The organism is Pseudomonas sp. FW300-N2F2, assembly GCF_017351655.1.
Taxonomy (GTDB): Bacteria; Pseudomonadota; Gammaproteobacteria; order Pseudomonadales; family Pseudomonadaceae; genus Aquipseudomonas; species Aquipseudomonas fluorescens_AA.
The window spans coordinates 2,310,200-2,323,239 of record NZ_JACNDQ010000001.1 but is presented as its reverse complement, the minus strand read 5'-3'; the positions used below and the strand labels follow the sequence as shown (position 1 = coordinate 2,323,239).

The 13,040-nt window shown below is 62.9% G+C and carries 7 protein-coding genes; all 7 read left to right on the top strand.

Translation table 11 applies throughout. The annotated features are described in order from the left end of the window. Nucleotides 1–31 precede the first annotated feature (31 nt). Nucleotides 32–991, top strand: coding sequence for a type II secretion system F family protein (locus J4E63_RS10275; RefSeq protein ID WP_207281850.1), 960 nt, complete (start codon nucleotides 32–34; stop codon nucleotides 989–991). Nucleotides 992–1,017: 26 nt separating this feature from the next. Next, a complete protein-coding gene (locus J4E63_RS10270; protein WP_207281848.1) occupies nucleotides 1,018–1,884 on the top strand; it encodes a lipopolysaccharide assembly protein LapB in 867 nt (288 codons plus the stop codon). A 10-nt stretch (nucleotides 1,885–1,894) separates the two neighbouring features. Continuing rightward, the gene (locus J4E63_RS10265) at nucleotides 1,895–2,383 is read left to right on the top strand and encodes a TadE/TadG family type IV pilus assembly protein (protein WP_207281847.1); all 489 of its coding nucleotides are present in this window, start codon (nucleotides 1,895–1,897) and stop codon (nucleotides 2,381–2,383) included. After that, nucleotides 2,380–2,949 carry a hypothetical protein gene (locus tag J4E63_RS10260; RefSeq protein WP_207281846.1) on the top strand — a complete coding sequence of 190 codons (570 nt, stop codon included), beginning with the start codon at nucleotides 2,380–2,382 and terminating at the stop codon, nucleotides 2,947–2,949. The genes J4E63_RS10265 and J4E63_RS10260 overlap by 4 nt, the downstream gene beginning before the upstream one ends. 266 nt (nucleotides 2,950–3,215) lie before the next feature. Beyond that, nucleotides 3,216–4,742, top strand: a complete 1,527-nt coding sequence (locus tag J4E63_RS10255; RefSeq protein WP_207281845.1) for a Tad domain-containing protein — start codon at nucleotides 3,216–3,218, stop codon at nucleotides 4,740–4,742. Nucleotides 4,743–4,793: 51 nt separating this feature from the next. Continuing rightward, complete coding sequence (locus tag J4E63_RS10250; RefSeq protein ID WP_207281844.1) at nucleotides 4,794–11,327, top strand: beta-propeller fold lactonase family protein; 6,534 nt, start codon at nucleotides 4,794–4,796, stop codon at nucleotides 11,325–11,327. 23 nt (nucleotides 11,328–11,350) lie between these two features. Continuing rightward, nucleotides 11,351–13,021, top strand: a complete 1,671-nt coding sequence (locus J4E63_RS10245) for a TolC family protein (RefSeq protein WP_207281843.1) — start codon at nucleotides 11,351–11,353, stop codon at nucleotides 13,019–13,021. Nucleotides 13,022–13,040 lie beyond the last annotated feature (19 nt).

Genomic DNA, 13,040 nt, shown 5'->3' with positions numbered 1-13,040 from the left:
ACACCCGCCGCCCATCACCGGAGTACCCGCAATGACCACGCCAGCGTCGCTGTTTGTCGCTCTGGGCCTGATGCTCGCCGGGCTTGGCCTGGGGCTGATTGGCCTGTATCTGAAAAATGCCAAGAACCCACTGCGTCAGCGCCTGGGCACCGGCACACCAAAAACCGTGGTAGTCAACGACCCGCTCAACGACATCCTGCGCGACCAGGGCCTGCACCTGTCCCCTGCCCTACAACGGTTGCTGACACCGCTGGCCAAGAGCGGCGAGCTGCTGGCCGGTACCGAGAACGACCGCCAGCAATTGACCCGTCTCCTGTCCATGGCCGGCGTGCGCGCCCAGGAAGGGTTGGGGCTGTTGATGGTCGCCAAGTACTTCAGCGGCCTGCTACTGGTCAGTGCGCTGTTGTTCGGCGTCCTCGAGCCCGCCAGCCGCATGGGTCTCAAGGGCCTGGCCGGGGGCCTGATCGCCCTGTTTGTCGGCACCACGCTGCCTGAAGCCTGGCTCAAGTGGCGCGCGGCACGGCGTGGCGGACGCCTGGCGCGAACCCTGCCCGATGGTCTGGACTTGATGGTGATTTGCGCCGAAGCCGGACTGCCCCTGGGGCGGGTGATGCAGGTGGTGTCCAAGGAGCTGGCGCTGTCAGCTCCGGAACTGGCGCAAGAGTTACGCTACACCTACGCCGAGCTGCAGATCCTCAGTGACCGCTCCAAGGCCCTGAGCAATCTGGCCCAGCGCACCGGCGTCAGCGAAATCCAGAGCATGGTGGTCAGCCTGATCCAGGCCGAGCGCTATGGCACACCACTGTCCCAAGCCTTGCGCACGCTGTCCGATGAAAGTCGCAAGACCCTGATCCTCGGCCTTGAAGAAAAGGCCGGCAAGTTACCCGCGCAGATGAGTATCCCCCTGATGACCCTGATCCTGCCCCCTATCGTCGCCATGATGGGCGCCCCAGCCATGGTCCGGCTGGTACGCATGTTGAGCCATTCATGAATCGCCCCTTTTTCGGAACTGCCCCTATGTCCTGCTCCCGATTGCTGCTCACCCTCGGCCTGTTCGCCCTGCTGACCCTTAGCGGCTGCGCCAGCATTACTGGCGGCCTCACCCAGGGCCAGGCCAACGCTCCACGGGCCAGCAAGGAAAGCGCCGAGGCCCTGCGCCTGGCGCGTATTTTGCGCGACAACGGACGCCTGGAGGCCGCCTGCGGAGTCTACGGGCGCATGGACGAACGCAACGAACTGAGCCCGACCCAACTGCTGGAATACGCCACCGTCGCCGCCAACGTCCGTTCCGCCCAACAGAGCCTGGCGTTGTTCGGCCGGGCCCGCCAGCAATTGGGCGGCGATGGGCAACTCAAACCCGCTGAAAAGTTCGCCATCAGCCTGGGGTTGGCCCGCGCGCGCTTGTCGCTGGGGCAGACCGACAGCGCCGCCCAGGACTTTGCCAACGCCTTGCGCATCGCCCCGCAATCCACCGAAGCGCTCAACGGGATCGGAGTGATTGCCAGCAGCCAGGGCCGTAGCGATCAAGCACAACAGGCGTTCAACCAAGTACTGGAGATCGAGCCGTCCAACCAAGCCGCGCTCAACAACCTGGCGCTGGTGTACCTGGATGCCGGCCAGCCGCAAAAAACCATCGATCTGCTGCAAAGCGTGGAGCAGAACAGCTCGCCCACCCTGGTGTTGAACCTGAGCCTGGCTTATTTGCTCCAGGGCAACGAGACCCTGGCTCGCCAGGTCCTCGACCAGAGCCTGCCGACCATTCAGACCACGCCGTTGTTCGGCCAGCTACAGGCCAGCGCCCAGCGTATCCGAGAGGGCCAGCGCGCCAGCAGTGAGTTGCTCAATGCCAGTCGCCGCCCACTGGCCCTGAATACTCTGCACTGAGACCCCTAGCATGCGCCTGAACCGTAAAACCCGCCGCTCCCAGCGCGGCATCGCGGCAGTCGAGACCGCGTTCATGATGCCGGTGATCCTCATCGGCCTGATGATGTTCTTCGAACTGGCCCGCGTCGCGCTGGTAGTGGTGGTCGGCAACCTGGCCCTGGAGTCGGCCCTGGCCAGCTTGCGCCGGGACACCAGACTCGACTTCACCAACGCCGCAGTCATTCAGGGGCTGATCCAGACGCGTATGGTCGATGCGTCCTGGGGCGTGCTGGGCGCGGGGGAACTGGCGGTACAGGTGCGTGCCTACGCCAACCTGCAGGAGTTTGCCGACATCGCCCACACCAACGAGGACGACAACGCCGCACCGGTGGTAACGGTGGAGGTCAACCTCACGGAAAATTACATCACCGCCCTGCCCGCCCTGCTGAGCTTGCCCCAGACCTTCAACTACCAATACCGGCACGTGCTCGGCAACTTGCCCAAGGCGACCACCCAATGATCCGCTCCCGCTTGTCGCAACGGGGAAACGCCCTGCTCGAAACCATCCTGTTCTTTCCCGTACTGATCGGTTCCGGGCTGTTGGCCGGCGATCTCTACAACCTCAGCCAGGCCCGTGCGGCCCTGGAAAGCAAAGCATTCAACCTGTCGAGCATTCTCTCGGTGCAAAGCACCCTGGAGGAGAAAAGCCTGGCCGCACTGATTGACGCCGTGACCGGCAGTGAGCGACCGCTGGCACTGGAAATCGTCATCGGCAAAGTCACTCCCGACGGCATCGTTGCCTGGCGCCTGCAACGTGGGACCACCAGCGGCATCTGCCCCGACCGCTTGGGCAGTCGGCGTTACGCCGGTGATCTGCCGGAAAACGCCAGGCCTGACGATGACGCCGAGACCAGCGACAGCGGCATGCTGGTGGTACAGGTCTGTCGCCAAAGCCGTGACCTGGCCCTCGGAGCAGCCCTGCTGGCCGACAAAACCCTGGAAAACGTCGCCATCAACCGCATGCGCGTGACCGACATGAAACTCGACGACAGCCTGGCACGCGAGGCTGGGCTGGAGCAGCTGTAACCAGCCCGCTCGGCCCCTCTGCAAATGATGGCTGCCGGGCGGATGCCTGCCTCGGCACCCATTTCATCGCGCACCGCGTCACAGGTTGGACTGCGGTGGGCGCCCCGAGGCGCAACCAACATTCGGGCAATATTAAGCAGTCTTAATAGAGCCGTCGTTTCAGTTGTTGCAAAACATTCTTATTATCAACCGCGCAATAGAAAGCCCTCCAGACCCAGTAGTCAGTAGGCCAGAACGGCTGACAACAACTTCGACGGATACCTAAAGTGTTGAACCGCAAACAGCAACGCGGCAGCGTCGCACCGATGCTGATCCTGGGTTTTGGCGGCGTGTTGCTCGCCACCGCCTACGCCCTCGACACCACGCGCATGACCAGCGACGCCAGCCAGCTCAAGCGCGCCACCGATGCCGCGGCCATGGCGGTGGGCCAGGAGTCCATCGCCGCCCGCGATGACTTCGCCAGCACCCGCACGGCATTGGCCGAAGGCTATGTGCGCAGCAACCTGGGCATGGACAAACAGCTGCACGACAACCTCAGTGGTGTAAGGGTTACCGAAGGCAAGAATGCTGAAGGCAACATCACCTACACCGTCAGCGCTGAGTTTCTCAGCCAGCCGGCCCTGACCGGTTACAGCGAACGCCCGCTTGTCCTGCATTCCACCGCAGAGGTGGTCAATCGCCCCACTGAAGTCTCCCTGGTGATCCCCAATACCGGCAGCGAGGACGAGCTGCAACTGGCTGCCCTGCGCCGCCTGGTCAACGACTTCAGTAACTACCTGATGGGCGATGAAAACAGCCAGCGAATCACCCAACGCAACAACCTGTGGATCTCCCTGGTGCCTTACAGCCAATCCGTCAGCGTCTACGACGCCCAGGACCCCAACCGCATCCGCCGCTGGGTCATACCTGGCGGGCTGACGCCGATCGAGTTACGCTCGATGCTGGTCACCACAGGCCTTAGCGGCCTGGCCGACCGACGCTTCCCGGATCGGCGCGCCAACCTGTTGTGTATGTACCGTGGCCTGCCGTCCGGGCAGAACTTCTATTGGGATCAACCGCCCTCGGCGCAGTTTCAGATCTACTACCGCCACGACCTGCCTATCAACGGCAGTCCCGGCGCCCCTCCGATCAGTTGGGTCGGCACCAACCCCGACATTTACCCCGACAGCGCCCGCGATACCCGTTTCATCGTCGCCGACCGTGGCTGCCCGAGCGCGGCCCTGCTGCCCCTGACCAACGACCGCAAGAAAATCCGCGAGCGCGCGGAGCAATTCTCTAGCCGCTTCAACGTCAACTACGCCATCGCCATGTCCTGGGCCGCCGCCAGCCTCTCACCGAACATGCGCGGCACCGCCGGTTGGGGCGACCCCAAGCTGCCGCTCAACTTCAACGAGAACGGTGAAGGCCAGAACAAAAAAATCATCGTGATGCTGGCCAATACGGTCGGCGACTGGTTCGACACCGACGCCTACAACTTCGAACGCAACAAAGACATCAAGGAAGAGTCGCGCGGATTTGCCGTAAGACGCTTCAACGACCTGTGCCAGAGCTTCCGCCAGCGTGACCTGAAATTCTTTTTCATCGGCGTGCGACCCGGCGACCCGAAGGATTTCGGCCGCATCTTGTTCGACAGGGACGCCGTGCCGGGGTTGACCATTTGCGCAGCCAACGGCGGCGAACTGACGTTTGCCGACGCCTCGCGCTTCGATGAGGGCGAAGCCCAGATCAAGGCGCTCATGCACCGGATCGCCGACCAGATTCGCCTCAACAGCTATGTGCGGTTGGTCGAGTAGCGCGCCGCGCCTCGCCCGATCACTCCCTGAATTTGCCCAAGGAAATGCCCCATGAATGCTCGCAGACCGACGCGAATCTCCAGACTGGCCCTGGCGCTGGAACCGCGCATGATGTTCGATGCCGCCGCGGTCGCGACCGCAGTGGAAACCCACGATCAGGCTGCCGAGCAAAACACCAAGGAGCAGGCCCAGGCCCATGAAACCAGCGAGACACCGGCTGCGGCCAGCGCCCGGGCTACGTTGAATGCAACGGGGCAGGCACCCACCCTGGGGGGCTCATCCACCGCCGTGGATTGGGTCGGCAAAGCCGATGGCTACGACTCGGACACCTACTCCAACGTCCTTGAAGGGGTGAACGACCTGGCGCTGTCCGCCGACGGCAAATACGCCTATGCCGTACGTTTTCTCGACGGCGAACCCGCAGTCTTGAGCGTATACACCCGTGACGACGAGGGCCGGCTGAGCCTGGAGCAGAGTTTCTATGAGTACAAGAATCGGTACGACGAGACGCTTGGCGAGATGGTCCAGGTACCCATCACCGAAGGCCTCAACGGCGCCACCAGCGTTACCCTCTCTTCGGACCAACGCTCGCTCTATGTGGTCGGGCGCTTTGACCAAGCCGTAGTGATGTTCAACCGCGACCCCAATAGCGGTCGCCTGCAATACCTTGGCACCCTGGATACCAGCCAGGTCGGCAGCCTGGAGACACCCACCAGCGTGCGCAGTCACGGTGACTTTGTGTACGTCACCGCCGACGCCACTTCCGATAACAGCAGCAACGGCAGCATTTCCGTATTTAAGCGCAACAGCGATGGCAGCCTGGTACTTCAGCAAAGCCTGATCGACGACGATGGCGTCGACGGCCTGTCCGGTGCCCGTACCCAGACCATTACCGCCGATGGCCGCTATCTGTTTGTCAGCGGCGCCGGGGAAAGCGCGGTGGCCGCGTTTGCCATCGAGGCCAACGGCTCGCTGCGCTATATCAATACAGTCAAGGACGATGCCGGGCTGTTCTCGGTCAGCAGCATGACTCTGTCGGTGGACGGCAAGAGCCTGTACGCGGTCAATCAGGATGCAGGGCAAGGCATGCTCACCACCCTGAATGTGGCCGAAGACGGCAGACTGACCCTGGGCGAGCTGGTCCCGGTCAAGGGCGCCACCGCCGTCGCCGTGTCCCCCGATGGCACGGCCGTCTATGTGTTGAGCCAGAACGACGGCCTGTTCCTGTTCGCCCGCAACGCCAGTGGCGCGCTGACACTGATCACCGTACGCACCGACCTGCCCGCCCTCAACAGCACCCATAACATGGTGCTGAGCCCGGACGGCACCCAATTGTATGTCAGCGCCAGTGGCAACGACCCGACCATCATTACCCTCAATGTGCGCGTACCGGATGCGGTCTTCGTCGAGGGCGGCAACCCCGCAGTGCTACTGCCCACCGCTCGGGTCAACGACCCGCAACTGGACGCCCTCAACGGCGGCGCGGGCAACTACGACAATGCCAGCCTGACCATCCTGCGCCTGGATGGCGCGGTGGCCGACGACCAGTTTGGCCTGGCCGCCGGCAATGGCCTGAAACTCATGGGCGAGCAGATTTTCAAGGATAACGTGTTGATCGCCCGTTTCTCCCAAAGCGGCGGCACCCTGACCATTACCTTCATCGGCAGCGTCAGCCAGGCCGACGCCCAGAACGTGCTGCGCCAGGTGACCTACAGCAACAGCAGCCGGGACCCGGAGCACCTCGACCCTCTCCCCGCCTTCGGCATCACCCTGGACGACGGTGACGGCAACACCGCCACCCTCGATGTACGCGTGGAACTGCAAGGACAAAATGACCCGGCGCTGCTGGTCACCGAACCGCAGGCACCGCAACAGTTCGAAGACGGCGAATTCGTGGACCTGTTCAAGCACACCCAGATCGACACCATCGAGGCCAACCAGAACATCCGCCACATCATCCTGACGCTCAACGCGGTAGGCCCCAACGAAGTCCTGCGGGTCAACGGCCAGAAAATCGTCATAGCCGGTGCCACCAACGGCCTGATCTACCCCGACGGCGCGGGCGCGCCCTACACGATCACAGTCAAGGATGGCCTCGCCACCTTGACCCTGTATGTCAACATGAATGCCACCCTCGCTGCCGAGACCATCGATAGCATCGCCTACAACAACACCGGCACCGCCCTGAGTGGCACCCGGGAAATCAACCTCGTGGGCCTGCGCGAACTCAAGGCGTACAAGAATCCAGCGACGGACCTGGGTGCCGACCTGAGCACCTTCAGCGGCTTGACGGCGGTGGTGACGCTGATGCCGCCGCAAGGCCCCAATACCGCGCCGACCCTGACCAACAATGGTGGCCAGCCGCAGTACAACGAAGGCGCCGGGCCAACTGCGCTGATGCCCGACGTGACCCTCGCGGACGCCCAGTGGGACAGTTATAACAACGGCCTGGGCAACTACCACGGCGCCACACTGGTGATCAGTCTCGGCGAAGGCGCCACCCATCATGACCTCCTCGGGTTTGCCTCCGGCAACGGCCTGCAAATGGATGGCCTGACACTGAAAAAAGACGGCGTGGTGATCGCCACCATGAGCAACAAGGACGGGGTCATGACCCTGACCTTTACCGAGGACAAAGGTACTCGCCCGACTACCGCCGACCTCAACAACGTGCTGCACCAGATCACCTATCACAACGACAGCCGCAGCCCCGCCAGCGCGCTGGATGTTCGCGTGACCCTGGCTGATAACCGCCTGACCTCCGACCCCGTGAACCTGCGGTTGAGCATCGCTACGGTGAACGACGCGCCTGCGGTCGGCCAGGACCCCGTATTGTCGGTGGGCCCCCTGGAGCAGTTGGAAGGCTTGAGCACGGTCGAAGGCCTGGCGAACATCCAGGCCACCCAGGTATCCAGCGACGGTGCATGGGTCTATGTGGCTGACAGTAACGGTGCCATCGCCCTGTTCGCACGCGACACCGAGAGCGGTGAACTGACCTACCTCTCCACGCTGGCGGCCAGCAGCGCCCGCAGCATCGAGCAAATGCTGATCGCCAGCGACGGCCTGGCACTGTATGCCCGCAGTGCCAATGCGATCCTGGTGTTCAGCCGCGACGCCAACAGCGGCGAACTGACCCTTGTACAAAGCCTGACTGCCAGCGACGACACCAGTCGCCCGCTGTACGACACCGTGGATATTTCCCAATCGGCCGACGGCAAGGGCCTCTACATCACCACTACCGGCAACGGCTTGCTGGTCTACCGCCGCGACAGCGGCACCGGCAACCTGTCTTTCGTGCAGCACATCGGCTCGGACGGCTGGAGCGAGCCGTACCTGTTCAACAGCAAGTCGGCAGCCGCTTTCGGCAACTACCTGGTAGTGGTCAACGACCTGCCAAGCTTTATGAACGACTCGCTGATCGTCTATCAGCGCCAGGGCGACGGCACCCTGGTGGCCAAGAGTTTTCTGCAAGACAGCGTGATGGACGCGGCCAACAACCCGGTCGATCTCGACGCACCGCGCCACATCACCTTGTCCGCCGATGGCCAGACCCTGTATCTGGCCACCGACCACAGTATCAGCCTGTTCAGGTTTGACGCCTTGACCGAGTCGTATCGGTACCTGGGTGAACAACTGAGCGATGTCCGCGACATAAGCAGTATTGCCCTGAGCAGCGACGGCAATACCCTGTTCGTCACCAACAGCAACGGCTCCATCAGCCGTTACGCCACGGATAAACAGGTCCTGTCGCTGGTCGACACGCTGGACAGCACCCAAGACAGTGCCCTGGGCAACGCGCGGGCGATTGTCCTGGCCAAGGACGGCACTTTGCTGGTCGTTGGCGATAGCCTGGCCAACCTGCGCACGCCAGGCGTCGCCGCGCCCCAGTACGTCGGCGACAGCGCGGTAATGATCGCCCCGACGCTGAGCCTCAGCGATGTGGAACTGGACGCGGCCAATGGCGGCCTGGGTGACTACAACGGCTCGCGCATCACCATCGTGCGCGAAGGCGGCGCCAACCCTCTGGACCAGTTTTCCTTCGAATCCGGCAACCAGCTGCAGCTGTCGCAGGACGGCCAGCAACTGCTCAAAAATGGCCAGGTCATCGGCACCTTCAGCAACAGCAATGGGCAAATGACCCTGCAATTTACCGCCCACGTTGACAGCCAGACCGCCAGCCAGGCCCTGCGGCAGCTCAGCTACAGCAGTAGCGGCAACCACGAAGGAGGGATCAACCTGGCCATCGGTTTCAATGACGGTGGCGTTGATGCCCCGGCGTTCAACGTCAACCTCGACGTCAGCGACCTCAACGACGCCCCGACCCTGGGCAGTACGCCGCGCAACCCAACCTATGTGCTGAGCGGTCAGCCCCAATTGTTGTTTACCGACACCCGCATTTCCACGGTGGAAAGTCGCCAATCGATCATTGCCTTGAGCCTGACCGTCAGCGGTGTGTCCAGCGACCAGGAAAACTTGCGTGTCGACGGTACCTTGATCGCCCTGGTGGATGGCAGCGGCAGAACCAGCAGCGGTCTCAACTATCAGGTAGAGCTCAACAATGGCGTCGCCACCCTGACCCTGAGCAGCGAGCGGGGTATTTCCAGCGGCGCCACGCAGAACCTGGTCAACGCCATCGCCTACCTCAATCACGGCGATGGCGACGGCACCCGCGTGGTGACCTTAACCAGTCTGCGAGACAGTGGCGGCACCGAAAAAGGTGGTCAGGACACCCGAGTGCTCGAACTTGCCTCGACCCTAACCCTGGTGCAGAACGAGGTGCCCGTATTACTACCGGGCGAAGACAGCGGCGTGATCGAGCACAAGGGCGGCGTCAGCGTTCCAGTACTCCCCGGGTTCAGCCTGAGCGACAAGGAACTCGATAGCCTCGATAACAACACAGGTAATTACGGCGGCAGCACCTTGACCGTTGTCCGCGACGCCAGCACCGGCGTGGACAGCTTCGGCTTCGGCGCGGGCCTGCAACTGTCCAGCGATGGCAAGAGCCTGTCCAACGGCAATATCCAGATCGCCCGCGTCGACCAGACATCAGGCAAGCTGGTACTCACCTTCAGCGACGGTGTGAGCAAAGCCCAGGCCAACGCGGTGATTCGCGCCATCACCTACAGCACCGATGTACAGGAAGGCCACAAGGTCAATTTCAGCGTGACCTTCAACGATGGTCGCCAGAACTCGGACGCCAGCACGGTGCAATTGACCATCATCGAAATCAACGACGCCCCGACCCTCGTCACCCGATCGATCAACAGCGACTACAGCAGTTCCAGCAGCGAACTGGCGCTGTTCAACGGCACCCAAGTCTCGGTGATCGAGGACGGGCAAACGCTCATCAAGCTGACCTTGACCGTGAACGGTCTCAACGATGGGGTGCACGAACGACTGAAAGTCGATGGTCAACTGCTGGTGTTGCAAGCAGGCGAAGGCCAACTGAGCAACGGCATGCATTACCGCATCAGCATCGACCGCAGCGTCGCCACCCTGGTGCTCAGCAGCGCGGCCGGGGTTGACAGCGCCACAGTGCAGGAACTGATAGATGGCCTGCGCTACAGCAACAGCAGCGGCCTGATCGGCGACAGCACGCGTGTCGTCACTCTGGTCGAGATCCAGGACAACGGCGGCACCGACAATGACGGCCAAGACACCACTCGGCTGGATCTCAAGTCCACCGTGCAGATCAAAGGCCAACCGGCGCCGCCAATCACCCCGGTCGAGCCGACAACGCCCGTAGACCCTACGACCCCCGTGGACCCCACCAATCCGGTAGAGCCTACGACACCTGTAGACCCCACCAATCCGGTAGAGCCTACGACACCTGTAGACCCCACCACCCCGGTTGAACCTGGCGTTCCGGTCATCCCTACGCCCGGCGATGGCGCCACTGGCACCGTTGCGCCGGTGATTCTCGCCGAGCGCCAGGCCATCGATAACCGCGTACTGACGGCCCCCGACAGCCCGCCGGCCTACTGGGCAACGGCCGGGGACAACTCCACGCGCCAGGTCCTGGACGCGGTGAATGCCCTGGACATCGACAGCGCCACCTCGAGCCTGTTCGACAGCGATCAACCAACGCCCGAGCAGCTCGACTGGCAACGCTCCAGCGACGGCCAATACCACGCCGCGATCAGCCCCGACCCGCAACTGACGGCGATACAAATGAGCCTGCCCACCGAGGCACTGCTCGGGCTCGACAGCCGCTCGGTGCACGTGCGCATGGCCAATGGTCTGCCGCTGCCGAGTTGGATTCGCTTTGACCCGCGCACCGGCAAGATCAGCCTCGACAGCCGCCAATTGGCCAAGCTCAAGCATCTGCAGTTGCAGATTACTGGCCGCGATGCCCAGGGCCACGAGCAAAGCAGCCTGCTCAAGATTCAGATCCGCGACCCACGCAGCGCCCAACTGCCTCAGGACGACGCCCCCCACCCCTCGGGGTTGGAGCAGCAACTTGAGCAGCAGACCTCCAGCGCAGCGGCGGCCCAAGCCCAGGCCTTGCTCGACAGCCTGCGCAGCCTGTTCGAACAAGACATTGGCGATGCCGCACATACGTCCTCCCACTCACGCAGCGCCTGACTTCGATTCAAGGAAACTCCCGCATGTCCACTCACTCATATCTTCGTAACGCCATCCGCCTGGGCCTGGGTCTTGCCGCGATGGGCCTCAGTGCCTGCGCAGTCAAGCCGGAACCGGTGACCCTCGAACAGCAATTGGCCCAGGCCGGCGCCGACCGGGTCAAGATGTTCGACCAACAGGAGCCGGTGACCCGCCCGGTGAGCCTCGACGAAGCCATGGCCCGTGCGGTGAAATACAACCTGCAGCAACGCCTGGGCCTGATGGAACGGGCGCTGGAAGAAGGCCTGCTTGACACCCAGAACCTCAGCATGTTGCCGCAACTGGCCGCCCGCGCCGGCTGGCGTGGACGCGACAACACCGCTGGCTCGTCCAGCGAATCGGTGCGTACCCATAGTCAGTCCCTGGAACCGTCCACCAGCACCGACCGCTCCTCGCGCACCGCCGATCTGCAACTGTCCTGGAATGTGCTGGACTTCGGGATGAGCTATTTCGGCGCCCAGGCCCAGGCCAACAAGACACTGGCGGCCGAAGAGCGCCGACGTCGGGTGATTGCCGACATCATCCAGCAAGTGCGCTCTGCCTACTGGGAAGCCGCCACCGCCGAGCGCCTCAAGCCAGAAGTACAAAGCACCCTGGCCCAGACCCGCCAGGCGCTGGAACAGGCACGCCAGACCGAACGCGAACGCCTGCTGGCTCCAGTGGATGCCCTGCGCTATCAGAAAAACCTGCTGGAGATGGTGCGCCAGCTCGAAGCCCTGGATGCCGAACTGGCCATTGCCAAATCACGCTTGGCTGCATTGATGAACCTGCCGCCTGCAACCCAGTACAGCCTGGTGCTGCCCAGCGAACAAAGCCTCAACCCACCGCACCTGAACTACCGCCTCGATGACCTTGAAGCCATGGCCATGGTCCAGCGCCCGGAAATCCGCGAGGAGCAATACCAGGCCCGCAACAGCGTGCTGGAAACCCGCGCGGCGATGCTCAGGTTGCTGCCTGGCGCCAACTTGTTTGTCGGCATGAACAGCGACAGCAACAGCTACCTGGTCAATAACCAGTGGGCTGATGCCGGGGTCCAGGTCAGTTGGAACCTGCTCAGTGTGCTGTCCTATTCGTCGATCAAAAAGAGTGGCGAAAACCGCGAGGCGGTGGCTGACCTGCGTCGCCAGGCGTTGCGCATGGCGGTGCTGACCCAGGTCAACGTAGCGTGGCAGCAATACCGTCGCGCCAGCGATGTGTTCGAACGCAGCAACGAGTTGCGGCGTTTGCAACGCAGCATCCTGCAGCAAAGCGACAGCGCCTATGACAGCTCGGCCCAGAGCCTGCTGGAAAAAGTGCGCACCGCCACCGAAACCGTGTTGGCCACCCGCTCCCGCGACCGAAGCTTTGCCGAACTGCAAAATGCCTACGGCGCGATCTACCAGGCCGCGGGCCTCGACCCACTACCGGAAAAACTCGCCGGTGAAAGCCTCGCCGAACTGACCCAGGCCATCGCCCGCAATGCCCTGACCCTGGCCCAGGGCGGTGCTCAGGTACCACGCCTGCCGGGGGTGCAACCTGTGGTGGTCAGGCCTTCGGTGTTGACGACTCAAAGCAATACCGTGGCCTACCCCGCCAATCGCCAGGACATGTGGAGTAGCGTCGGCTCACTGCAAAGTGCTCAAGTCATGGAGCTGGAGGGCAACCATGCGCGCTAGGTTCTGGCGGTGCCCACTA